23 protein-coding genes are annotated in these 22,806 nt (G+C 71.7%); 9 read left to right on the forward strand and 14 right to left on the reverse strand.

Annotated elements, in window-relative coordinates:
* Positions 1 to 23 precede the first annotated feature (23 nt).
* Positions 24 to 1,988 (reverse strand): S9 family peptidase, encoded by a 1,965-nt coding sequence (locus ACV530_RS02690; RefSeq protein WP_494330569.1) that lies wholly within the window; start codon positions 1,986 to 1,988, stop codon positions 24 to 26.
* A gap of 289 nt (positions 1,989 to 2,277) precedes the next feature.
* Here ACV530_RS02690 and ACV530_RS02695 point away from each other — a divergent pair, with 289 nt between their 5' ends.
* Positions 2,278 to 2,793 carry a GNAT family N-acetyltransferase gene (locus ACV530_RS02695; protein ID WP_494330570.1) on the forward strand — a complete coding sequence of 172 codons (516 nt, stop codon included), beginning with the start codon at positions 2,278 to 2,280 and terminating at the stop codon, positions 2,791 to 2,793.
* On the opposite strand, the gene ACV530_RS02700 is transcribed toward ACV530_RS02695, so the two are convergent.
* The gene (locus ACV530_RS02700; RefSeq protein WP_494330571.1) at positions 2,790 to 3,569 is read right to left on the reverse strand and encodes an SDR family NAD(P)-dependent oxidoreductase; all 780 of its coding nucleotides are present in this window, start codon (positions 3,567 to 3,569) and stop codon (positions 2,790 to 2,792) included. The genes ACV530_RS02695 and ACV530_RS02700 overlap by 4 nt on opposite strands.
* 52 nt (positions 3,570 to 3,621) lie before the next feature.
* Positions 3,622 to 4,200, reverse strand: a complete 579-nt coding sequence (locus ACV530_RS02705; protein ID WP_494330572.1) for a hypothetical protein — start codon at positions 4,198 to 4,200, stop codon at positions 3,622 to 3,624.
* 242 nt (positions 4,201 to 4,442) lie between these two features.
* Here ACV530_RS02705 and ACV530_RS02710 point away from each other — a divergent pair, with 242 nt between their 5' ends.
* The 4 genes from ACV530_RS02710 (at position 4,443) to ACV530_RS02725 (ending at position 7,251) form a co-directional block, all read left to right on the forward strand.
* Positions 4,443 to 5,147: a helix-turn-helix domain-containing protein gene (locus tag ACV530_RS02710; protein ID WP_494330573.1), complete on the forward strand. Its 705-nt coding sequence runs from the start codon at positions 4,443 to 4,445 to the stop codon at positions 5,145 to 5,147.
* A gap of 90 nt (positions 5,148 to 5,237) precedes the next feature.
* Complete coding sequence (locus ACV530_RS02715; RefSeq protein WP_494330574.1) at positions 5,238 to 5,771, forward strand: hypothetical protein; 534 nt, start codon at positions 5,238 to 5,240, stop codon at positions 5,769 to 5,771.
* Positions 5,756 to 6,892, forward strand: a complete 1,137-nt coding sequence (locus ACV530_RS02720) for an MAB_1171c family putative transporter (RefSeq protein ID WP_494330575.1) — start codon at positions 5,756 to 5,758, stop codon at positions 6,890 to 6,892. The genes ACV530_RS02715 and ACV530_RS02720 overlap by 16 nt, the downstream gene beginning before the upstream one ends.
* A 62-nt stretch (positions 6,893 to 6,954) precedes the next feature.
* The gene (locus ACV530_RS02725) at positions 6,955 to 7,251 is read left to right on the forward strand and encodes an MTH1187 family thiamine-binding protein (RefSeq protein WP_494330576.1); all 297 of its coding nucleotides are present in this window, start codon (positions 6,955 to 6,957) and stop codon (positions 7,249 to 7,251) included.
* 25 nt (positions 7,252 to 7,276) lie between these two features.
* Here the strand turns inward: ACV530_RS02725 and ACV530_RS02730 are convergent, their stop codons facing one another.
* From ACV530_RS02730 to ACV530_RS02745, 4 genes are read right to left on the reverse strand one after another with little or no spacing between them, the layout of a single operon-like run.
* Positions 7,277 to 7,732, reverse strand: coding sequence for a MaoC family dehydratase (locus tag ACV530_RS02730; protein WP_494330577.1), 456 nt, complete (start codon positions 7,730 to 7,732; stop codon positions 7,277 to 7,279).
* The gene (locus tag ACV530_RS02735; RefSeq protein WP_494330578.1) at positions 7,729 to 9,252 is read right to left on the reverse strand and encodes an acyl-CoA synthetase; all 1,524 of its coding nucleotides are present in this window, start codon (positions 9,250 to 9,252) and stop codon (positions 7,729 to 7,731) included. Before ACV530_RS02735 ends, ACV530_RS02730 begins: the two co-directional genes overlap by 4 nt.
* Positions 9,253 to 9,262: 10 nt before the next feature.
* Complete coding sequence (locus ACV530_RS02740) at positions 9,263 to 10,138, reverse strand: amidohydrolase family protein (protein WP_494330813.1); 876 nt, start codon at positions 10,136 to 10,138, stop codon at positions 9,263 to 9,265.
* 11 nt (positions 10,139 to 10,149) lie between these two features.
* Positions 10,150 to 11,067 carry an SDR family NAD(P)-dependent oxidoreductase gene (locus ACV530_RS02745; RefSeq protein WP_494330579.1) on the reverse strand — a complete coding sequence of 306 codons (918 nt, stop codon included), beginning with the start codon at positions 11,065 to 11,067 and terminating at the stop codon, positions 10,150 to 10,152.
* A 224-nt stretch (positions 11,068 to 11,291) separates the two neighbouring features.
* Between ACV530_RS02745 and ACV530_RS02750 the strand changes: the two genes are divergently transcribed.
* Entirely contained in the window at positions 11,292 to 11,714 is a 423-nt protein-coding gene (locus tag ACV530_RS02750) for a MarR family winged helix-turn-helix transcriptional regulator (RefSeq protein ID WP_494330580.1), read from the forward strand.
* Positions 11,715 to 11,878: 164 nt separating this feature from the next.
* Positions 11,879 to 13,255: a DUF6351 family protein gene (locus ACV530_RS02755; protein WP_494330581.1), complete on the forward strand. Its 1,377-nt coding sequence runs from the start codon at positions 11,879 to 11,881 to the stop codon at positions 13,253 to 13,255.
* 12 nt (positions 13,256 to 13,267) lie between these two features.
* Here ACV530_RS02755 and pcaDC read toward each other — a convergent pair whose 3' ends face one another.
* The 7 genes from pcaDC to ACV530_RS02790 are packed head-to-tail and all read right to left on the reverse strand — an operon-like array spanning position 13,268 to position 19,638.
* On the reverse strand, positions 13,268 to 14,386 hold the full coding sequence (pcaDC, locus tag ACV530_RS02760) for a bifunctional 3-oxoadipate enol-lactonase/4-carboxymuconolactone decarboxylase PcaDC (RefSeq protein ID WP_494330582.1): 1,119 nt from the start codon (positions 14,384 to 14,386) through the stop codon (positions 13,268 to 13,270).
* Entirely contained in the window at positions 14,383 to 15,711 is a 1,329-nt protein-coding gene (gene pcaB, locus ACV530_RS02765) for a 3-carboxy-cis,cis-muconate cycloisomerase (protein WP_494330583.1), read from the reverse strand. The genes pcaDC and pcaB overlap by 4 nt, the downstream gene beginning before the upstream one ends.
* Complete coding sequence (pcaG, locus tag ACV530_RS02770; protein WP_494330584.1) at positions 15,708 to 16,241, reverse strand: protocatechuate 3,4-dioxygenase subunit alpha; 534 nt, start codon at positions 16,239 to 16,241, stop codon at positions 15,708 to 15,710. The genes pcaB and pcaG overlap by 4 nt, the downstream gene beginning before the upstream one ends.
* A 4-nt stretch (positions 16,242 to 16,245) precedes the next feature.
* The gene (gene pcaH, locus ACV530_RS02775) at positions 16,246 to 17,016 is read right to left on the reverse strand and encodes a protocatechuate 3,4-dioxygenase subunit beta (protein WP_494330585.1); all 771 of its coding nucleotides are present in this window, start codon (positions 17,014 to 17,016) and stop codon (positions 16,246 to 16,248) included.
* 29 nt (positions 17,017 to 17,045) lie between these two features.
* Positions 17,046 to 18,239, reverse strand: a complete 1,194-nt coding sequence (locus ACV530_RS02780; RefSeq protein ID WP_494330586.1) for a thiolase family protein — start codon at positions 18,237 to 18,239, stop codon at positions 17,046 to 17,048.
* Positions 18,236 to 18,883 (reverse strand): CoA transferase subunit B, encoded by a 648-nt coding sequence (locus ACV530_RS02785; protein ID WP_494330587.1) that lies wholly within the window; start codon positions 18,881 to 18,883, stop codon positions 18,236 to 18,238. The genes ACV530_RS02780 and ACV530_RS02785 overlap by 4 nt, the downstream gene beginning before the upstream one ends.
* A complete protein-coding gene (locus ACV530_RS02790) occupies positions 18,880 to 19,638 on the reverse strand; it encodes a CoA transferase subunit A (protein WP_494330588.1) in 759 nt (252 codons plus the stop codon). The genes ACV530_RS02785 and ACV530_RS02790 overlap by 4 nt, the downstream gene beginning before the upstream one ends.
* 141 nt (positions 19,639 to 19,779) lie before the next feature.
* Here ACV530_RS02790 and ACV530_RS02795 point away from each other — a divergent pair, with 141 nt between their 5' ends.
* Both ACV530_RS02795 and ACV530_RS02800 read left to right on the forward strand, forming a co-directional pair.
* A complete protein-coding gene (locus ACV530_RS02795) occupies positions 19,780 to 20,241 on the forward strand; it encodes a MarR family winged helix-turn-helix transcriptional regulator (RefSeq protein WP_494330589.1) in 462 nt (153 codons plus the stop codon).
* Positions 20,242 to 20,384: 143 nt separating this feature from the next.
* Positions 20,385 to 22,796, forward strand: a complete 2,412-nt coding sequence (locus ACV530_RS02800; RefSeq protein ID WP_494330590.1) for a glycoside hydrolase family 15 protein — start codon at positions 20,385 to 20,387, stop codon at positions 22,794 to 22,796.
* Positions 22,797 to 22,806: the final 10 nt, after the last annotated feature.

The following is a 22,806-nucleotide window of genomic DNA, read 5'->3' on the forward strand; positions in this document are numbered from 1 at the left end:
GGCATGGCGAGGCATGGGCGGGCCTACAGCCAGCGGTCATACCAGGCGCGGATACGCCGGAGGGCGTCGAGTTGGTGGGCGCGCTCGTGAAGCCCGTGGCCCTCTCGGGGGTAGACGACGAACTCGTGCTCGACGCCGAAGTGGCGCAGTGCGCGATGGAAGTGGACCGCCTGGCCGAGTGGGACGTTGGTGTCCTGCTCGCCGTGCAGGATCAGGACCGGGGTGCGGATCCGGGACACGTAGGAGATCGGGCTGTTCCGGTCGTGGATGTGCGGTCCCGGCCCGTTCCAGCCGGTGCTGCCGCCGAGCGCCGCGTCCACGATTCCCCACTCGCCGGTCCCGGCCTGCATGCCCCAGTCGCTGATGCCGGCGCCCATCATGGCGGCCTTGAACCGCTCGGTCTGGCCGATGGCCCAGGCGGCCATGAAGCCACCGTGGCTCCAGCCGGAGATGCCCAGGCGTTCGGGATCGGCGACTCCCCCGGCGACCAGCAGGTCGATCCCGGCGAGGATGTCGGTCCACTCGTCGCCGCCCACCGCGCCCGCCACCACGGCGGCGAATTCATGGCCGTGGCCCGACCCGCCCCGGGGATTGGGCAGGAAGACCGCGTATCCGGCGGCCGCCAGCCACTGGCCGCAGTCGACCACAGTGAGCGTGAACTCGTCGGCATGGCGGAAGTAAGGGCCGCCGTGGACCATGGTGACGAGCGGGAATGGGCCCTCGTCCCGAGTCCGGCCGGCGGGCAGGATCAGCAGGCCGTCCAGCTGGAGTCCGTCGGACGCCTGGTAGCTGAGCCGTTCCTGGACACCCCAGCGGATCCTGCGCAGTTCGGGACTGGTGTCGCTGAGCCGGAGCAGTGGCCCGCCCGTGGGTCCCGCGTGGACGTTCCTGGGCTCGCGCGCGGTGCTCATCAGCACAGCGAGGGTCTCTCCGGAGTGACTCGCGGTGAGCCCGGCGAGTGTGCCGGGTGCGCAGGACAATCGGTGGAACCGTAGCGACTGCGGATCGAGCCGGTACAGCGCGGTATCCAGCCCGTCGGCGAACAGCGCCAGCGGCGGCCCGTCGGCGACCTGCGCCAGCTCGGTGGGGCAGGCGGACATGCCGACCGTGAGATGGTGCTGTTCGACGGTCGGGCCGGTCGCCGGCGTGACCGTGTCGATCACGGCGAGCGCGCCTGCCAAGTGCCCAGGGGCCAGCGCCAGGTGGGCCAGATGCCATTCGCCGTCGTGATTCCACCAGATCGGGGACTGGGCCTCGACTCCGACTGGGCCCAGGTCCTGGACGGCTCCCGTCTCCGGGGCGACCAGATGCAGTCCTGCCGTCGTGACGCCGGGGTCGAGCTCGGGGGTGGCCCAGCTCAGCACGGCCAGCGGGCCGCCGTCCGGACGCTGGGTCACCTCCACGACATGGCGGTCTCCGAGGCCGTCCACGGTGCGGACCACGCCGGTCGCCAGGTCGAGCAGGCGCAGCCGGGCGACCGGGAGGTGCCGGCCCCAGACCTTCGCGTCGTCACCCTCGGCCTCCCGGCGTTCGTCCTCCGCGGTGGGCTCGTCCTCGGCGAGCAGCGCGACGGTGCGGCCGTCGGCGAGCGGGTAGTGGTCGCCGATGCCCTGGCGCCACCTGGTCAGGGACTCTGCCTCGGCGATGTCCTCGCTGCCGTCCAGGAGGATCCGCTGGAGTTGAGCGGTGCCCCGCTCCTCGCGGTCGGAGGTGAAAAACAGAACAGCCGAGTCCGGCGCCCACTTCGGGGCGGCGTCGCGGGCCGTGCCGTCGGTCAGCCTGCGCGGGGCCGCGCTGCCATCGGCGGCGGCGACCCAGACAGAGCTGTGCGGACGTCCGTTCCTTCCGCTGTTCGCGACCACGCCGTAGGCGACCAGGCTGCCGTCCGGCGAGATGGCCGGCGCCACGGGGGCGGCCATGTCCACCACCAGTTCCGCGGTGAGCAGGTCGGTCGACTCGGGAGTCGGTCGCGGTGCAGGGTGCGGCATGCGGACTGCCTTTCACTCACCAGTACGGCAAACAGACATCCTGTCGCAGTGGCGAGCCTGTGTCAGCCGGGTTACGGAGAATCGGGCCATTTACGAGGGCGAATCGATGAACTCCTGTTCTCCATAAGCGATTTACACGTGCCATGCCAGACGATCCACCGGACCATGCGTCGCCACGCAGGCGAATCCGCGGATTGATCACGGCTCGATACACGCCCAGCGGGCGTAACGGGCCGAAACGTTCGCGTAACAGTCCTCGGTTAGCCTCCCGCGCCGGAAGGGAGCACAGATGCACAGCAGCAGTACGGCCATACGGATCCGCCCGGCGGCGGCCGGTGATCTCGACGAGCTCACCGAGATCTACAACCACTACGTGGTCCACACCCCGATCACCTTCGACATCGCGCCCTTCCGGACCGAGGAGCGCCGTGCCTGGCTCGAGGCCCACCCGGCCGCGGGCCGGCACCGGCTGCTGGTCGCGGAGGAGGCGGGCCGGGTGATCGGTTATGCGTCGAGCGGGCCCTTCCGCGACAAGCAGGCCTACGAGACCTCGGTGGAGACCAGCGTCTATCTGACTCCCGGGCACACCGGACGCGGCCTCGGCGGCCTGCTCTACTCCTCGCTCTTCGAGGAGCTGGCCACCGAGGACGTCCATCGTGCGTACGCGGGCATCACCCAGCCCAACGCGGCCTCCATGCGGCTGCACGAGCGGTTCGGCTTCCGTACGGCGGGCGTGCAGCAGCAGGTGGGGCGGAAGTTCGGCACCTTCTGGGACGTGGCGCTGCTGGAGAAGCCGTTGGGCTAGTGGACGGAGAATCCTCCGTCGACGAAGAGCGACTGGCCGGTGACGTAGGCGGACGCACGGCTCGCCAGGAACACCGCCGCTCCGGCGAAGTCCTCGGCCAGGCCGTTGCGTCCGGTCAGGGTGCGTGCGGCCAGTGCCTTAACCTTCTCGGGGTCGGACGACAGCCGTTCGTTGAGCGGCGTCATCACGAAGCCGGGCACGAGCGTGTTGCAGGTGACCCCGTGCGGCGACCACGCCTCGGCCTGGGAGCGGGCCAGTGATTCGAGCGCGCCCTTGGAGACGCCGTAGGCGCCGCTCTGGACGAACGCCCGGTGGGCCTGCTGGGAGGTGATGTGGATGATGCGTCCGAAGCCGCGCTCGGCCATGCCGGGGCCGAACCGCTGCCCGAGCAGGAAGGGCGCCTCCAGGTTCACCGCCATGGTGGTGTCCCATACGTCCTCGCCCAGTTCGCCCAGCGGCGGCCGCAGGTTGATCCCGGCGGAGTTCACGAGGATGTCGGGTTCCCCGAACGCCGCGGCCGCCTGCTCGGCCGCGGCGCGCACTCCTTCGCGGGTGCCCAGGTCGGCGCTCACCCAGGCCGCCCGGCATCCGTCGGCCTCCAGCGCGGCCACCGTGCCGGCCAGCTCCTCCTCCCTGCGTGCCACGATCACGACGCTCGCGCCGGCACGCGCGAGTGCCTCGGCGATGGCCCGGCCGATGCCGGAACTGCCGCCGGTCACCAGGGCGGTGCGGCCCTCGAGGGAGAACAGGTCGGAAAGGTAGGTCTGCGGGCTCATGCCCGCACCCTAGAAGGCGGCCCCGCGGCAGTCGCACGCGGGGCCGGTTGTCCTACGGTGCCGACATCACGGGAATCGGCGCGGGTGCCGGCTCCGCCTGCCAGCGCCGCGCGGTGAACCGGGCGACGTCGGGATACGGGCGCAGGCGGCGTGCGGCGGCGGCTCCCGAGAGGTCCCAGTGCGACCGCGCCGGGCGGGCCGTCGGGGAGAGCAGCAGGCAGGGTGCGCAGGGCGGGATCTCGTTGTCGGCCAGCTGCTCGGGCAGGTGGTCGAAGGTCATGCCGCGCCGGCGCAGATCCCGCAGGATGCCGAGGATCGTCGCGCCCCGGCGTGGGTCGTGGTCGTGCCACCGGCCGTGCAGCGGGCTGTTCTTCGGCAGGGCCGGCAGCGGGTCGTCGTGGCGGACGAAGTCCCAGAGCAGGAAGCCCTGGGCGCTCAACAGGCTGTGCAGGTGCAGCTCATCGCCTTCGTCGCGGGCGAGGACGAGGTACGCGGCCTCGGGAAGCATGGCGGTGAGCGTGTCCGCGATCAGACGGGCCAACTGCTGTGCCGAGAAAACCGGATCGGCATCGGCACACTGCCAGGAGTCCAGTGGTGGGCGGGGCGTGATGGCGTGCTGGTGGAGTGTCAATCCGATGTCCCCCTTCCGACAACTCCGAAGAAGCCGAACTCACGCATGAGTCATTGACTCATGCGTGAGATTAGGGCATTGAGACACGTGTGAACAGGCCGCAACCGGACAGCTGCTCGACGTGTTGGCGTTCCACTACAGTGGTTGTCTCACGGTCAGGACGGCGAGGGGAGCGGTGCGCGATGGGGAGTGATGGCAGAAGTCCGACGGGGCTGGCCGAGAAGTTGGATCACCTGATCCGCGTGCGGAGCCGTGAGCAGGGCAGGCAGTTGTCCACCAATGACGTGGCCGCGGCGATCAACATCAGGGCCGGCGAGCCCGTGATCTCCGGCAACTACATCTGGCAGTTACGCAAGGGGAAGCGGGACAATCCGACCAAACGTCATATCGAGGCGCTGGCCGACTACTTCGGGGTTCCCGCGGCCTATTTCCACGACCGGCCCACCGCCAACGCCGCCGAGGAGCACGGCTGCCAGGCCCTCCCCAAGGCGGGCCGGTTCCCGCTGGCGAAGAGGATCGACCAGCTGCTCGGGCCGCGTGCCGCGGAGTTCGGTGACGCGGCGTCCTACGCACCGCTGGCTGCGGAGATCACGGCGCGGTCGGGCGAGCCGTTGTCCGGCGCCTTCCTGCGCGCGCTGCACCGTGGCGAGCGCGATGACCCGTCATTGCGTCAACTCTGCTCGCTGTCCACATACTTCGGCGTTCCTCTGGCCTTCTTCACGGACGAGGGCGCGCCCGCGACCGGGGCGGGCGAGACGAACGAGGAGGTGTCGGCCCGCCGCGAGCTGGACCAGTCCATGGCCGAGGCGGGTGTGAGCGCGGTGTATCTGCGGGGCGACCTCGCGGCCCTGTCCCCCGAGGGCAAGCGCATGGCCGCCGACATGATCCGGCAGATACGCGACCTGGAACAGGGAGCGACCAACCGCCAGGCTCCGCCGCGCACATGAGTCGGGGACGGTGATGTGATGCACGCCGACTACCTGGTGGTCTGCCCCTCTCCCCCGGCTTCCCCCACGAGTGCTGGAGAACCGACGAAGATGCACTGGAGGCGTCTGCGCCGCCAATGTCAGAAGGTGATCGACGGGATCACCCTCCCCGAGCCGTTTTCCGCACGGGAGTTGTGCGACCGTCTCGAGGCGCAGCGGGACCGCCCGCTGCATCTGCTCCCCCTGCCGACACCGACCGTGCCCGGCACACCGTCGGGCATGTGGCTGGTCGCCGAGCGCGGGGACTACATCTTCTACGACGGGCGGACCAGTCATCTGCACCAGGAGCACATCATCGTGCACGAGATCGGCCACATGGTGTGCGAACACCGGCCGGCCGGAGGCGATCAGAGCCTGTACCGGCACGTCGACATCGCCAGTCCCGAGTCGGTGCGGCATGTGCTGCCCCGGATCCAGTACTCCGACGAGCAGGAGCAGGAGGCGGAGATGATCGCCACCCTCATCCTGGAGGCCGCGGGGCGCGTTCCCGCGCCGACGCTGCTCTCCGGCATGCTGGGCGGTCTGGAGTCCGCCATGGGGCTGCGCACGGCGCGGCATGCGGGGGCGTCGTGCCGACGTGGATAGAGACGGCCGGCATCACCGCGCTGTGGGTGGTGGCGCTGGCCCGGGCTCCGCAGGGCATCCGCGAACGGGAGCAGCGGCCCCTGTGGTTCGCGATCGTCATGATCTCCCTCGCGATGTCGACGCACCTCGAGCCCGTCACCGACGTCCTGGCGCATGTGGCCCCGGACGCGCACTGGGTCGACATGACGACGCATCTCTTCGGCATCATCGATGCCTCGGCGGTGCTCTGGTTCATCTTCGGGGCGGCGGGGCGGCCCCGTCACACCGCGTTGGTGTTCGGCGCCGCCTTCGCGGTCGTGACCGCTCTGGTGCTGCTGGACCACTACGCTCCCCCGCACGCCCGCAACGCCATCGCCGCCTCGGCGGACGTTCCGAGCGTCCCGGACTCCTACTGGTGGACGTTCTTCTCCTTCCACCTCGTCGCGGACACCACGTGCGGGCTCGTGTGCTGGACGTACGGGCGGCACGACACGCCCCGGCTGCTGCGGTACGGGCTGCGGCTGTTCGGCACCGGGATGCTGCTGGCGGACGTGCTGTGGATCCTCAAGCTCGTCTATCTGCAGACCCGTTCGGACTCCATCGCCCCGCTGTTCTCGCCCGTCACCGGCATCGAGGCCCTGTTCATGGCGGTGGGCGTGGCGCTGCCCGTCGTGACCCAGGTGCGCGAGCGGCGGCGGGACAGCAGGTCGTACCGGGAGCTCGCGCCCCTGTGGCATGACCTGACCCGGGCCAACCCCGATGTCATCCTCGCTCCCGGCCGGCACCTCAGCGGCCTCGCGATCCCGCTCCAACTGCGCCTGTACCGGCGGGTGATCGAGATCAGGGACGCGATGATCGTGCTGCGGAACTATGTCACGCCGGGTGCGCTCGAGCTGGCCCGGCGGCATGCCGCGGACCGGGCCGTCCCCGCGCACCTGGACGAGGCCCACGTCACCGCCTGCTGGCTGACGGCTGCCCTGCAGGCGCAGCGGGACGGCATGGTCCCGCAGTCCCAGTCGGCCGATCTCTCCGGGCCGGACGCCAACGACCTCGCCGACGAGATCGGCCATCTGCTCCGGGTCGCGGAAGCGTACGGCTCACCGGCCGTACGCGATTACCGGACGTCGCTCGGCGCCGTCTGAACTGCCGGCGCGTTCCCACGCGTTCCCACGAAAGACTCATTCCCACGAAAGGAAGAAGAACCGTGCTCGTTGCCTTTGCGCTGACCCCCATGGGAGTCGAGGCGGGCGTCGCCGAGTATGTCGCCGACGCCGTGCGGATCATCCGGGAATCCGGTCTGCCGACCCGGTCCGACTCCATGTACACCCTGATCGAGGGGGAATGGGACGAGGTCATGGACGTGATCAAGCGCGCGACCGAGGCCGTTGCCGACAAGGCGCCCCGGGTCCAGGCCAGCATCAAGATCGATATTTGGCCCGAACTGCCGGGTCTCCTGGACGGCAAGATCGCCCTCCTCGAGGAGCGCGTCGCGGAGGAGTGAGGCGCGACGTCAGGCGTAGAAGACGTCAGGCGTAGAAGCGGGACAGGCTCTGCAGTACGGCGGCGGGCTTGTCCCCGCCCTCGATCTCGATCGTGCCGTCGACCGTGATCTGTACGCCGCCGGGCACGTCCTCGACCTCCGCCAGTCGCCCTGCCAGCCGGATGCGCGAGCCGGACCGCACCGGTGCGGGGAAACGCACCTTGTTCAGGCCGTAGTTGACCTTCGTCGTGACGCCATGGACGTCCAGGAGGCCGGTGAACAGGGGGATGAAGAGGGAGAGGGTGAGGTGGCCGTGCGCGATGGTGGCACCGAACGGACCGTCCCCGGCGCGTTCGGGGTCCACGTGGATCCACTGGTGGTCGCCGGTCGCGTCGGCGAAGGTATCGATGCGTTCCTGGGTGATCTCGATCCACTCGCTGGTGCCCAGGTCGCTGCCGGCGAGCTTCCTGAGTGCGTCGAGGCCGTTGACGGTGATGCTCATATGGCGTTCCTTGACGGGGAGTCGGAGCCGTGGCGCTGGCGCACCCGGGCTTTGAGGAGCTTTCCGGAGGCGGTGCGCGGGAGTTCGTCCGCGACCACCACCGATTTGGGGATCTTGTACTTGGCGAGGCGTCCGGCCAGGGAGGCGAGCACCTCGTCCGGGTCGGGTGCGGCGCCCTCGCGGGGCACGACGACCGCGCGGGGCACCTCGCCCCAGGTGTCGTCCGGTACGCCGATGACGGCGCATTCGGCGATGTCCGGGTGGGCCAGGAGCAGGTCCTCGATCTCGGCGGGGTAGATGTTCTCCCCACCGGAGATGATCACGTCCTTGATGCGGTCGACGATGCGGACGTAGCCGTCCTCGTCGACGCGGGCCGCGTCCCCGGTGCGGAACCAGCCGTCCGTGAAGGAGGCGGCCGTCTCCTCGGGCAGCCCCCAGTAGCCGGGCATGACGTGCGGCCCGCGCACGACGACCTCGCCGGTCTCGCCGACGCCGACCGGTGTGAGGTCCGGCCCCACGACCCGTACGTCGCTGAAGAAGTGCGGCACACCGGCCGAACCCGCCTTGGCGGCCGCGTGCTCGGCGTCCAGGATCAGCGTCCCGGGCGCCGCCTCGGTCATGCCGTACCCCTGGAGGAAGGTGAGTCCGCGCTCCTGGTAGCGGGCGATCAGCGGTGTCGGCACCGGGGAACCGCCGCAGTTGAGGATCCGCAGACTGGACAGGTCCGCGTCCGCCCAGCGCGGCCGCCGCGCCACCTGGTCGAACATCGTCGGCACCCCGAACATGAAGGTGATCCGGTGCCGTTCGATCAGGTCGAGGGTGGCATCGGGGTCGAAGGCCTCGGCCAGGACGCAGGTGCCGCCCTTGAGCAGCACCGGCAGGGTGAGCATGTTCAGTCCGGCCGTATGGAACAACGGCGCGGAGACCAGGGCGCGTTCGCCGGCGGTCAGGTCGGTGTCGACGAGGACGTTGACGGTGTTCCAGATCAGGTTGCCGTGGGTGAGCATCGCGCCCTTGGGGCGGCCGGTCGTCCCCGAGGTGTACATGATGATGCAGATGTCGTCGGCGGTGACCGGCTCGTCGATCGGCCCGTCCGGGGCCCCGGCGACCGCGTCCTCGTATTCGGCGCCCACTTCGATGGACGTCCGCACGTCCGTACTGTCCGGCAGCCCGGCGACGAGTCCGGCGTGCGACGGGCCGTGGACGAGCGCCCTGGCGCCGGAGTCGGCGAGCTGGTAGGCGATCTCGGGGCCGGCGAGGCGGGTGTTGAGCGGGACGAACACCGCGCCGAGGACGCCCGCGGCGAACAGAGTCTCCAGGTAGGACGGGTGGTTGGGGCCGAGGTAGGAGATCCGGTCGCCGCGCCGGACGCCCCGGGCGCGCAGGGCGTGGGCGAGGCGGAGGGTGCGCTCGTACAGCTCGGCGTACGTGGTCGTGGTGTCGCGGTGGATCAAGGCGGTGCGGTGCGGGGTCTTGCGGGCCCGGCGTGCGGGCCACGATCCCAGTCCCTCGTTGCGCATCTGACGCCCCTTACGGTTTCGTCAGCCCGAGCAGGCGGGCGGCGTTCCCCTTGAGGATCTTCGGCCTGACCTCGTCCTTGACCGGCAGGTGGGCGAAGTCGGCGAGCCAGCGGTCCGGGGTGAGGACGGGGTAGTCGGAGCCGAAGAGGACCTTGTCCTTCAGCAGCGTGTTCGCGTACTGCACGAGCTGCGGCGGGAAGTACTTCGGCGACCAGCCGGACAGGTCGATGTGCACGCCCGGCTTGTGCGTGGCCACCGCGAGGGCCTCGTCCTGCCAGGGGAAGGACGGGTGCGCCAGGATGATCTTCAGGTGCGGGAAGTCGGCGGCGACGTCGTCGACATGGAGCGGGTTCGAGTACTTCAGCCGGAAGCCGCCCCCGCCGGGCACTCCGGCGCCGATCCCCGTCTGGCCCGTGTGGAAGAGGGCGATGGTGCCGGTCTCCTCGATCACCTCGTAGAGGCCGTATGCCAGGGCCCGGTCGTTGGGGAAGAAGCCCTGGATGCTGGGGTGGAACTTGAAGCCCTTCACCCCGTGCTCCGCCACCAGGCGGCGGGCCTGCCGCACACCCGCCCTGCCCCGGAAGGGGTCGATGGAGGCGAAGGGGATGAGGACGTCGGGGTTGGCGGCGGCCGCCTCGGCGACCTCTTCGTTGGGGACCGGTTCGGTGCCGGTGGCGGACTGGGCGTCGACGGTGAAGACGACGGCGGCCATCCGCCGCTCGCGGTAGTAGGCGGCGGTCTCCGCCAGGGTCGGCTTCCGTTCGCCCCCGACCTTGAAGTAGGCGGAGGAGGCGGCGTGCAGGTTGTCGTCCAGGGAGGTGTGGCCCTTGGCGGACACCTCCGCGTGGGTGTGGACGTCGATCGCGACGAGCTCGTCGATGTTCATGCCGGTGCCCATCACGCCTCCGGGAGGCTGGGGGCGGGGATGCCCACCGTCTGGAGTTCGGCGCCGACGGAGGTGTGCCAGGCGTCGGCGAGGGTCTCGGGGGTCCAGCCGCCGTCGGCGAACGCCGTCCGGATCTCCTGGGGGTGCGACCAGAGCGCGACTCTGTCGCCGCCGATGCCGATGGCCTGGCCGGTGATGCCGCGTGCGGCGTCCGAGGCGAGGAACGGGATCAGGGCGGCGCAGTCCTCGGGGGTGCCGAAGCCCTCGCCCTTGCGCAGGAAGCCGGGCAGCGGCTCGCCGTTCCTCAGGGCCTCCACGTACGGGGCGAAGGCGGGGATGGTCTCGGTCATCGCGGTCGCGGCGACGGGTACGACGGCGTTGACGGTGATGTCCGCGCGGGCCAGTTCCATGGACCAGGTGCGGGCCATGGCGGCGATGCCGGCCTTGGCGGCGGAGTAGTTCGTCTGGCCGAAGTTGCCGCGCTGGCCGGCCGGGGAGCCGATCAGGATCAGGGTGCCGCCCTCGCCCTGTTCGCGCATCCGGACGGCGGCGGCGCGGGCGCAGGTGAAGGTGCCCCTGAGGTGGGTGGTGAGCACCGCGTCGAAGTCGTCGTCGGTCATCTTCCATAAGACCTTGTCGCGCAGGATGCCGGCGTTGGTGACGAGGACGTCGAGCCGGCCGAACTCCGCGACCGCGCGGGCGACCAGCCGGTCCGCGGCCTCGGCCGTACCGACCGCGACGACCTCGGCGACGGCCGTGCCGCCCGCCTCGGCAATGGACTTGACGGCCTGTGCCGCCACGGTCTCGTCGGTGTCATTGACGATCACGGAGGCTCCGTGGGCGGCCAGGGCGTGTGCGTAGGCGAGACCGAGGCCCCGGCCGCTGCCGGTGACGACGGCGGCCTTCCCGGTCAGATCGATGCTGGGCACGAACGAGTCCCTTCGCATGGGGCGCGCCAACGAGGCGCGCAGGATGGCGACTTCGAGATCGAAGGTAAGAGCAATGATTGTTAACGTCAATAGTTGTTGGCGTCCGGCGAGATGCGCGACACTGTGACCGAACGGCCCCGCCCGGGGCCTCGACCAGGGAGCCCGCCATCACCCGCCAGCGATATGCCAGGCATTCCGCCCCGATCGACGCGCACGAGCCGTGGATGCGCGAGCTGCACGCGGACACGGGCTACCTCCTGTACCGATTGGGCCTGCGCTCCGGGCAGTTGTTCAACGCCTCCCTCCGCGAGTCGGGGCTGCGCCTGCGCCACTACGCGCTGCTGCGTTTCCTCGCCACCTCGGACGGCGCGCTGCAGCGGGGCCTGAGCGCGCGGCTCGGCTACGACCCCAGCGCGATCGTCGGCCTGGTCGACGACTTGGAGAAGCTGGGCTTCGTCGAGCGCCGGTCCGCCCCCGACGACCGCCGGAGCCGGATCGTCGTCCTGACGGACGACGGACGCGCCTTCCTGCGCGACACCGACGAGGCGAGCCTGCGCGTGACGGACGAGCTGCTGGACCCGCTCGAGCCTGCCGAACGGGAGGCCCTGCACGCGCTGTTGCTGCGGGTCGCGGAGTCACACGGGTGATTGACGGCTGGACGATCTGTGCCTAACTTCACCGGGACGGCGGCGCGATCACCGTCGGCGCGGCGATCACCGCACGCGCCCCATGGCGCCTGCGCGAGACGCGCACGGACGCCCCGGGCTCCTCCGCGCCCCGAGCCGCCACCCCGACCCCGGAAGGGACTCCCTTGTCGAGAACCCGCATCCATGTCACCGCACTGCTGGCCCTGGCCGTCTGCGCGGCGACCGCGCTGCCCGCCCGGGCCGCCACGGACACCCACCTGGAGGGCCGACTCCCGTCGGGCGCCGCTTACTTGATGGACGTGCCCACCGCCTGGAACGGCACCGTCCTCCTCTACAGCCACGGCTACCACGCCGCCGGAGGGCCCAACCCCGCCCAGGACGCGCCCAGTCCGGCGTCCCGGGACAAGCTGCTCGCCGAGGGCTACGCGCTCATCGGCTCCTCGTACGCGACGAACGGCTGGGCCGTGACGGACGCGGTGCCCGACCAGCTCGCCACGCTGGACCGCTTCACGGAGAAGTTCGGCACGGCGCGCCGGACCCTCGCCTGGGGCACCTCGTACGGCGGGCTCGTCACGACGGCACTCGCCGAGCGGCACGCCGGCCGGTTCGACGGTTCCCTGTCCATGTGCGGGCTCGTGCAGGGCGGCGTGGCCAACTGGAACAGCACGCTGGATCCGGTGTTCGCGCTGAAGACGCTCCTCGCCCCCGGCGCGGACATCCCGCTCACCGGGTTCGCCGGCCAGGCGGCCGCGAAGAGCGCCGCCGACGCGCTCACCGCCGAGGTCACCACCGCCCAGCAGACCCCCGAGGGCCGTGCCCGCATCGCGCTCGCCGCCGCCCTGCACAACATCCCCGGCTACAACGACCCTTCGCAGACCGAGCCGGAGCCGGGCGACTGGAACGCCCGGCAGGCCAACCAGTACGCGGCCGTCAGAGGGCTCCTCCAGAACCCTGCCTTCAACTGGCGGCAGGAGATGGAGAGCCGGGCGGGCGGCAACCCGTCCTGGAACACGGGCGTCGACTACACGGCCATGCTCCGCCGTTCCTCGGTGTTCAAGGAGGTGACCGAGCTCTACAAGGAGGCGGGACTGTCCTTGCGCGACGACCTGACGGCCCTCGGCCGCGCGCCCCGGATATCCGCCGACCCGTCGGCCGTGCGGTGGATGCGGCACACCAGCGTTCTCACGGGCCGGCTGGCCCGCCCCCAGCTCGACATCCACACCACCGGCGACCCGCTGATCCCGGTGCAGTCCGAGAGCGCCTACCGGCGGGCCGCCACGGCGGCCGGTGCGGACGCCCTGCTCAGTCAGGCCGCCGTCGACGGGCCCGGGCACTGCACCTTCACCGCGGGCGAGATGCTGGGCGCCCTGCACACCTTGGAGCACCGCCTGGACACCGGCCGGTGGCACACCTCGCCCGGCGTCCTCAACTCCCGTGCCCGGAAGGAGAATCCGTCGGGCAAGGCCCGCTATGTCGCGTACCGGCCGGGCCCCTATCCGCGCCCGTACGACCTCGCCCACCCCGGGGACGCCCGGCCGTAGCCGTCGTCCCGCTCACCCCCCGTCCGTGTCGTCCGCGAGCACCCGCTGGGCCACCGCGAACGCGGTGTTCGCGGCCGGCACGCCGCAGTAGACGGCCGTCTGCAGGAAGGCGGCCCCGATCTCGTCCGCGGTGAGCCCGTTGCGGCGGGCCGCCCGGACGTGCATGGCCAGTTCGTCGTGGTGGCCGTGGGCGACGAGGGCGGTGAGGGTGATCAGGCTCCGCTCGCGGCGCGAGAGGGTGGGGTCGGTCCAGATCTCGCCCCAGGCGTAGCGGGAGACGAGGTCCTGGAAGCGGGCGGTGAACGGGGTCTGCCGGGCCTGGGCGCGGTCCACGTGCGCGTCTCCCAGCACTTGGCGGCGCACCTGCATGCCGTGTGCGGCGCATCCGGTGAAGTGGGCGCGCAGGGCGGCGAGTACGGCCTCGGGCTGTTCGGCCGGGGCCAGGTGGGAGGCGCCGGGGAGTTCGGTGAGCGTGGCGCCGGGGACGGCGTCGGCGATCTCCCGCAGATGGGCGGGCGGGGTCACGGGGTCCGCGCGGCCCGCGACGAGCAGGGTCGGCGCGGCGACCGAGGCGAGCTCCGCGCGGAGGTCGAACGCGGCGAGTGCGTCGCAGCAGGCCGCGTACGCCTGCGGGTCGGCTCGCCGAAGGTCCGTCACCAGCTCCGGGACGGTGAACCCGGGGGTGAACCAACGGGTTTCGGCGGTCGCGGCGAGCGCGTCCAGGCCCGCGCGGCGGACGGCCGCGGCCCGCTCCCGCCACATCGCGGAGCCGCCGAAGTGGGCGGAGGAGCACAGTACGGCGAGGCGCTCCACCCGCTCGGGGTGGTGGACGGCGAGATGGAGCCCGACGGCTCCGCCGAGCGAGACCCCGGCGTACGAGAAGCGCCCGGCGCCGAGGGAGTCGGCGAGGTCGAGCACGAGGGCGGCGAGGTCGGCGACGGTCGCCCCGGGGCCGATCAGACGGGCAGGCGAGCCGCCGTGGCCGGGAAGGTCCCAGCGGACGACGCGGTGGGTGGCCGACAGTTCGGGGGCCACCTTGTCCCACAGGGCGGTGGAGGTGCCGAGCGAAGGGCCGAGGAGGAGGACGGGGGCGGTGGCCGGGCCCTCCTCCCGGTGGTGAAGGGCGGTCATGGGCGCTCCAGGGCACGGTCGGTGAGGGCTTGGGCGGAGCCGGTGTAGCGGGCGGGGTCGGTGAGGTCGGCCAGGTCGGCGTCCACGAGTGCGGGGTCCCCGGTCAGGACGTCGGCGAGCGGGCGGTCCTGCGCGGTCGCCCGGCGGGCGGCCTCGGTGAGCAGCTCCTCGGCGCGGGTCCGTCCGAGCACCGGGGCGAGCTCCGCGGCCAGCCGTTCCGAGACGATCAGTCCGCGCGTGAGCCCGAGGTGAGCGCGCATGGCGCCGGAGTCCACCCGCAGGCCCTCCATGAGCTCGGACGCGTCCCGGGCGGCGCCGCCGACCAGGCGCAACAGGTCGCGCAGCGGCTCCCATTCGGCGTGCCAGGCACCGGCGGGCCGTTCGTCCTCCGCTGCCATGGAGGCGTACAGGGTCGCGGCGAGGCCGGGTGCGCGGCGGGCGGCCGCGGCGATCAGCGTGGCACGGACGGGGTTGGCCTTGTGCGGCATGGCGGAAGACCCTCCCCCGGTGCCCTCCGCCACCTCGGCGATCTCGGTGCGGGCGAGGGTCAGGACGTCGGCGGCCGCCTTGCCCAGAGCGCCGGCGGTGAAGGCGAGGGGCCCGGCTAGGTCGGCGACGGGAGTGCGCAGGGTGTGCCAGGGGAGCGCCGGTGCGGCGAGGCCGAGTTCACGGGCGTACGCGGGCAGGAGGGCGAGCGGGTCGCCGGAGCCGTAGGCGGCGAAGGCGGCCAAGGTCCCTGCCGCGCCCCCGAGTTGGGCGGGCAGGGTGTCCCGTACCGTGCGCAGCCGGTCGCGTGCGTCGAGGACGAGCGAGCGCCAGCCCGCCGCCTTGAGGCCGAAGGTGGTGGGGACGGCGTGCTGGGTGAGGGTGCGCCCGGGCATCACGGTGTCCCGGTGGGCGGCGGCGAGGGCGGCGAGCGCCCGTTCCGTACGGGCCAGTTCGGCGAGGATCGTCTCCAGGGTGCGGACGGCGACCAGCATGGCCGCCGTGTCCAGGATGTCCTGGCTGGTCGCGCCCCGGTGGACGTACGGCCCCCACTCCCCCGCCGCCGCGGTCAGCTCCGCCACCAGCGGGATCACCGGGTTGCCGCCGCCGCGCGCCCGCAGGGCGATCGAGCGGAGGTCGAAGCGGGCCGCGTCGGCCGCCTCCGTGACGGCGCGGGCGGCTTCGGGCGGGGCGAGTCCGAGCGCCGCCTGGGCGCGGGTGAGGGCGGCTTCCGCGTCGAGCAGCGCCTGGAGCCAGGCGGTGTCGCCGGTGGCGGATTCGGCCGGGGAGCCCGCCCGGCCGGGGGCGAGCAGACCGGTGTCGGGTTCGGCGGGGGTCACGGGAACTCCAGGAAGACGGTTTCGCCTTCGCCCTGCAGGCGGATGTCGAAGCGGTAGGTGCGGTCCGGCTCTTCGGCCGCGAGCAGCGTGGCGCGGCGTCCGGCCGGAAGCCCGTCGAGCAGTGCGTCCGGGCCGTCGGCGAGATAGGCGCGGGTGAAGAGGTGGTGCAGCAGCCCGCGGGCGAAGACGCACACGCTGATGTGGGGCAGGCCCGCGTTTCCGGGTGGCAGGGTGTGCAGGGCGTAGTGGCCGTCGGCGTCGGTGGCGGCCCGGCCGAAGCCGGTGAAGCCGGTTCTGTCGCGGCGCATCGAGCCGGGTGCGCCCTTCAGGGAGCCGTCGGGGGCGGCCTGCCAGAAGTCGAGGAGGGCGTCGGGGACGGGGGCGCCCGCGCCGTCGAGGACGTGTCCGTGCAGACGGATCCGGTCGGGGTGGCCCTGGGGGGCGATCTGCTCCCCGCCGGGGAAGAGCAGGGCGAAGCCGTAGAAGGGGCCGACGGTGTGGGACGGGGTGGGGAGCGGGGTCTTCGTCACGGGGTCAGCGCCCTTCCTCGGTCCGGGTGGCGGAGGGGCCGTCGAGGACGATGTCCCACGCGTATCCGAGGGAGAACTCCGGCCGGGACAGGTCGTGTCGGTAGGCGGCGACGAGCCGGTCACGGGCGGCCCGGTCGGTGACCGAGCGCAGGATCGGGTCGTGCGCGAGGAGCGGGTCGTCCGGGAAGTACATCTGCGTCACGAGCCGCTGGGCGAACGCCGTGCCGAAGAGGGAGAAGTGGAGGTGGGCGGGGCGCCAGGCGTTGGTGTGGTTGCGCCATGGGTAGGCGCCCGGCTTGACGGTGGTGAAGGTGTAGTGGCCCTGATCATCCGTCAGGGTCCGCCCCGCACCGGTGAAGTTGGGGTCGAGCGGGGCCGGGTGCCGGTCGCGCCGGTGCGCGTACCGGCCCGAGGCGTTGGCCTGCCACAGCTCGATCAGCTGTCCGCGGACGGGGCGGCCGGCCCGGTCGAGGAGCCGGCCGGAGACGGTGATCCGCTCGCCGAGAGGCTCGCCCGCGTGCTGCCGGGTCAGGTCGTTGTCGGTTTCGGTGATGTCGGTCGTGCCGAAGACGGGGCCGGAGAGTTCGACGGTCCCGGGGTCACCGCCGTGCACGGCGACGAGCGGCTGACGGGGGTGGCGCAGCCGGGAACTGCGGTACGGGGCGTAGTCGCGCGCCGGGTGGTGCCGGACGGGGGCGCCGCCGGACACCGCCTTGTCGTAGGCGTCCTGGAGGATGTCCATCTCGGTGTCGATGTCGGACTGGGTGAGAGCCATGGGGTGACTCCTTGATTTTTTCGGTGAGTTCAGCGTTCGAGGACGAGGGCGAGGCCCTGGCCGACGCCGACGCAGAGGGCGGCGACGCCGGTTCCGGAGCCCTTGCGGGCGAGTTGGTGGGCGACGGTTCCGGCGAGGCGGGCGCCGGAGGCGCCAAGGGGGTGCCCCAGGGCGATGGCGCCGCCCTGCGGGTTGAGGACCGCCGGGTCGAACTCGGGCCATTCGGCGACGCATCCGAGGACCTGGGCGGCGAACGCCTCGTTGAGTTCGAGGACCGACAGGTCGGCGAAGGTCCTGCCCGCTTTGGCCAGGGCCCGGTTGACGGCCTCGACCGGGGCGAGTCCGAACCAGTGCGGGTCGAGCGCGTGGACGCCGGTGGCGCGGATACGGGCGAGGGGCTCGCGTCCGGTGGCCGTAAGGCCCTCGTCGTCGGCGAGGAGGAGGGCGGCCGCGCCGTCGTTGAGCGGGGAGGCGTTGCCCGCCGTCACCGTGCCGTTCTCCGTGCGGAAGGAGGGCTTGAGCCTGGCCATGGCCTCCTGGGAGGCGTCCGGGCGTACGCATTCGTCGCGTTCGACGAGGGCCCGGGGGACAGTGACGGGCACGATCTCGGCTGCGAAGAGCCCGTCCGCCTGCGCCGCCGCGGCCTTGCGGTGGCTGGTGAGCGCGAACTCGTCCTGCCGTTCGCGGCCGATCGCGTGCTTCTCGGCGATGAGTTCGGCGGACTCGCCGAGCGGGACGGTCCACTGCGGGTCCATCGCCGGGTTGACCATGCGCCAGCCCAGCGTGGTGGAGTACAGCTCGGCGTGGCCGGCCGGGAACGGCCGGTCGCTCTTCGGCAGGACGTAGGGGGCGCGGGACATCGACTCGACGCCGCCGGCCAGGGCGATGTGGGCGTCGCCGAGCGCGATGGCCCGCGCGGCCTGGATCACCGCTTCGAGGCCGGAGGCGCAGAGCCGGTTGACGGTCACGCCCGGTACGGAGGTGGGCAGGCCGGCCAGCAGGGCGGCCATGCGGCCGACGTTGCGGTTCTCCTCTCCCGCCCCGTTGGCGTTGCCGAGGTGGATGTCGTCGATCCGGGCCGGGTCCAGGTCCGGGGTGCGGGCGAGGAGTGCGCGGATCGTGTGGGCGGCGAGGTCGTCGGGGCGTACGGAGGCGAGTGCGCCGTTGTACCTGCCGATGGGGGTGCGGACGGCGTCGACGATGTAGACGGCACGCGGGCTCATGACGGGACCTCCGCCGGGAGGATCACGGTCGCGGCGGTCCTCGCCGCGATCTCCGCCGTGCCGACACCGGGCGCGGTCTCCACCAGCACCAGACCGTGCTCCGTGACGTCCAGGACGCCGAGGTCCGTGATGACCCGGTCGACGCAGGCCTTCCCGGTGAGCGGCAGTCCGCACTCCTCGACGATCTTCGGTGATCCGTCCTTGGCGGTGTGGGTCATGACGACGATGACGGTCCGGGCCCCGTGGACGAGGTCCATCGCGCCGCCGATGCCGGTGACCGTCCTGCCGGGGACGGCCCAGTTGGCGAGGTCGCCGCGGGCGGAGACCTGCATGGCGCCGAGGACGGCGACGTCGATGTGCCCGCCGCGGATCATCCCGAAGGAGAGCGCGGAGTCGAAGAAGGAGGCGCCGGGTTGGACGGTGACCGTCTCCTTGCCCGCGTTGACCAGATCGGGGTCGACCCGGTCCTCGGCCGGGTACGGGCCGGTGCCCAGGATCCCGTTCTCCGACTGCAGCACCACCTCGACGCCTTCCGGAAGGTGGTTGGGGATCAGGGTCGGCAGGCCTATGCCGAGATTGACGTACTGGCCGTCGCGCAGTTCGCGGGCGGCGCGGGCGGCCATCTGTTCGCGGGTCCAGGTCATGAGGCGCTCACCGTCCGCCGCTCGATTCCCTTGTCGGCGGCCTCCTCGGGGGTGAGGGCCACGACCCGCCGCACGAATATCCCCGGCAGATGGACCTGGTCCGGATCGATCGCGCCGGGTTCGACCAGTTCCTCGACCTCGGCGATCGTGACGTTGCCGGCCATGGCCGCGAGCGGGTTGAAGTTCCGGGCGGCCTTGTTGAAGACCAGGTTTCCGTGCCGGTCGCCCCTGGCGGCCCGTACGAGCGCGAAGTCGGTGCGGATGCCGCGCTCCAGGACGTACGCGACGCCGTCGAACTCCCGTACTTCCCTGGGCGGTGAGGCGAGTGCGACGCCGCCCTGCCCGTCGTACCGCCAGGGCAGTCCGCCCTCGGCGACCTGGGTGCCGACACCGGCGGGGGTGTAGAAGGCCGGGATGCCGCAGCCGCCGGCGCGCAGGCGTTCGGCGAGGGTGCCCTGCGGAATCAGCTCGACCTCCAGCTCACCGGCGAGGTACTGGCGGGCGAACTCCTTGTTCGCGCCGATGTAGGAGCCGGTCACGCGGGAGATCCGGCCCGCGGCGAGCAGGGTCGCGAGGCCGGATTCCCTCGCCCCGCAGTTGTTGGAGACGACGCTCAGCTCCGCGACGCCGCTCGCGTGCACCGCCTTGATGAGGGCGTTCGGCACGCCGCTCAGTCCGAAGCCGCCCACCGCGAGCGACGCCCCCTCCGGAATGTCGGCCACCGCCTCCGCGGCGGTGGCCATCACCTTGTCCATCGAGAAGCACTCCTCAATAAGTCAGTGCACTGAGCATTTCGCCATGCTGGCAGCCCAATAACCCTGCGTCAACAAGCTTTCAGCCATTGATGAACGGCAACAGGTATCGTTCTGTGTACCGACGAAAGAAGGAGGCGCACCATGGCCGCGGTGGACCTGACCACGCATCCCGGGCACCTGGCCCGGCGACTCCAGCAGGCGCACTACCTGATGTGGACGACGATGGTCTCCGAGGAGATCACCTCCCCGCAGTTCGGCGTCCTCAACGCGCTGACAGCCGAACCGGGCCTGGACCAGCGGACCGTGGGCGAGCGGGTGGGTCTCGACCGCTCGACGATCGCGGAGGTCATCAGCCGGCTCACCCGCCGGGGGCTGCTCGACAAGGTGCGCGACCCGGAGGACGGACGCCGGTTCCTGCTGCGGCTCACGGAGGACGGGGTGCGCACGCACCGCAGGCTGACCGTGCGCACGGCCCGGATGAACCAGGTCTTCCTGGCCCCGCTCTCGGCCGAGGAGCAAGCGCTCTTCCTGTCCCTCCTGCGCCGGGTCTCGGACGCGGCGGAGGAACTGCGCAACCCCGTGGAGCCGCTTCCCGCCCTCTGACGGACGGGCGGCCCGCTGCGTTCACCTCTCGAATCCAATAGGGGCGTAACGGGCCGATTCCGCTTCAGATGTTGACAGGTACGCGGCGAGCGCGCCACGCTCCCGGCGTGAACTCCCCTTCATCCTCAACCTCGAGACGCCGCGTGACGTCCTTGTTCACCGCCGTCGCCCTGGCCGCCGCGGCGTTCGCGGCGGCGGGCACGCCGGCCACGGCGGCACCCGCCCCGGGCGCGCCCGGGGCGCCGTCCCACTGGAACGAGCCGAGCGTCGACGGTTTCGCGGACGCGCTGTCACCGGACTCGAAGGTCTGGTACACCCTCGGCAACGGCGCGCTGCAGAACGTCTTCTACCCGCGGCCCGACAACCCGGGCACCTTCGGCCTCCAGTACTACGTGACCGACGGCTCGTCCTTCACCGACAACGAGGTCGCCGACACCCGCCATGCCGTCTCGCTGGTGGACGACACCTCGCTGGAGTGGCGGCAGACGAACACGGCGGCCAGCGGCAAGTACCGCATCACCAAGACCTATGTCGCCGATCCGGACCGTTCCACCGTTCTGGTGCGAACGACCTTCACCAACCTCTCGCACACTCCCCTGTCGCTGTACGCCCACTACAGCCCGGCGCTGAACAACCAGGGCATGGGCAACACGGGGACGGCCGACGCCGGTGTCCTGACCGCTTCCAACGGGCCGGTGGCCAGCGCTCTGGCCGCGTCCACCGGTTTCACCGGCACCTCGACCGGCTACGCCGAAACGCCTGGTGACGGTGCCCGTGAACTGGCCACCGCCCACGCCCTGACCACCCCCGGGCAGAGCGCGGACACCGCGGGGCACATCACGCAGACCGCCCGCATCCCCGTGGCGGGCAGCGGTTCGACGACCTTCACCCTGGCGCTGGCCTTCAACTCCGGCCGGGGCGCGGCGGTTTCGGACGCCAAGGCCTCGCTGCACGCAGGGTTCGACAAGGCGGAGAAGGGCTTCCGGGCGGGCTGGCACTCCTGGGTCTCCCGGCTCCACGCCCCGCCGTCCTCGGTCTCCGGCGACGCCGGGCTCCGGCGGCAGTACCTCGTGTCGCTGATGGAGATGAAGGCCGACGAGGACAAGACCTTCAAGGGCGGTTTCGTCGCCGCGCCGGTGACCCCGTGGGGTGCGAGCGTGAGCGCCGACGCCCCGGGGGCCCACGGCTACCACCTGGTGTGGACCCGGGACCAGTACCAGATGGCCACGGCCCTGCTGGCCGCGGGCGACCGGGCGGACGCCGAGGACGCGCTCGACTACATCCTCGCCCACGAGGAGACCGACACCGGCTACGTCAAGCAGAACTCCTGGCTGGACGGCCGGCAGGAGTGGGGCGGCACCCAGGAGGACCAGGTCGCCTTCCCGCTGGTCCTCGCCCACCAGTTGGGCCGCAAGGACGCGGCGACCTGGCCCAGGCTCCGGCTGCTCGCCGACCACATCGTCGCCCACGGCCCCGTCACCGGCCAGGAGCGCTGGGAGGAGAACGGCGGGTACTCCCCCTCCACCATGGCGGCCGAGGTGGCCGGCCTGGTGTGCGCGGCGGACATCGCCCGCGCCCGCGGGGAGAACGGACTGGCGTCCACGTACCTGGCCAAGGCGGACGCCATGCAGGCGGCGATCGACACCACCACCTACACCACCACCGGGCCCGTCGGCGACGGCTCGTACTACGTGCGGATCACCCCCAACGGAAGGCCGGACACCGCCGACACGGTCACCATCGGCAACGGCGGCGGCACCTGGGACCAACGGGCCGTCGTCGACCAGGGGTTCCTCGAGCTGTCGCGGCTCGGGGTGAAGCCGGCGTCCTCCGCGCGGATCGCCAAGTCCCTTGCCGCGGTGGACGCGACGATCCGTACCGGCAGTTACTGGGGCCGCTACAACCACGACGGGTACGGCGGGACCGCCGACGGCGGCGACTACACCGGCAGCGGAGTGGGGCGTCCCTGGCCGGTGCTCAGCGGTGAGCGGGGCGAGTACGACGTCCAGACGGGCAACACCGCCCACGCCCGGCAGATGCTCTCGGACATGGCCGCCGCCGCGAACGACGGCAACCAGATCCCCGAGCAGATCTGGACCGGTCCCGGCGGGCCGTTCACCCCGGGCAAGCCCGACAACTCCGCGACCCCGCTGATGTGGGCCATGGCGCAGTACGTGCGTCTCGCCGTCGGCATCTCCGAGGGCAGGACCGTCGAGACCCCGGACATCGTCGCGCAGCGCTACGCCCACGACGATCCGCCCGGCCGGGTGGCGGTGACGTTCCATGAGAACGCCTCCACCACCTGGGGCCAGAACGTCTTCGTCGTGGGCGCGGTGCCCGAACTGGGCTCCTGGGACCCGGCGAAGGCCGTGCCGCTGTCGCCGTCCGCGTACCCGGTGTGGAGCGCCGTGGTCTCCCTGCCGGCCGGGGCGTCCGTCCAGTACAAGTACGTCAAGAAGTACCCGGACGGCTCCGTCGTCTGGGAGAGCGACCCCAACCGTGCTTTCTCCACGGGGACTTCGGGGACGATGACGCTCGACGACAGCTGGCGCTGAGCCCTTCCGT

It is taken from the genome of Streptomyces sp. SX-6, assembly GCF_059089585.1.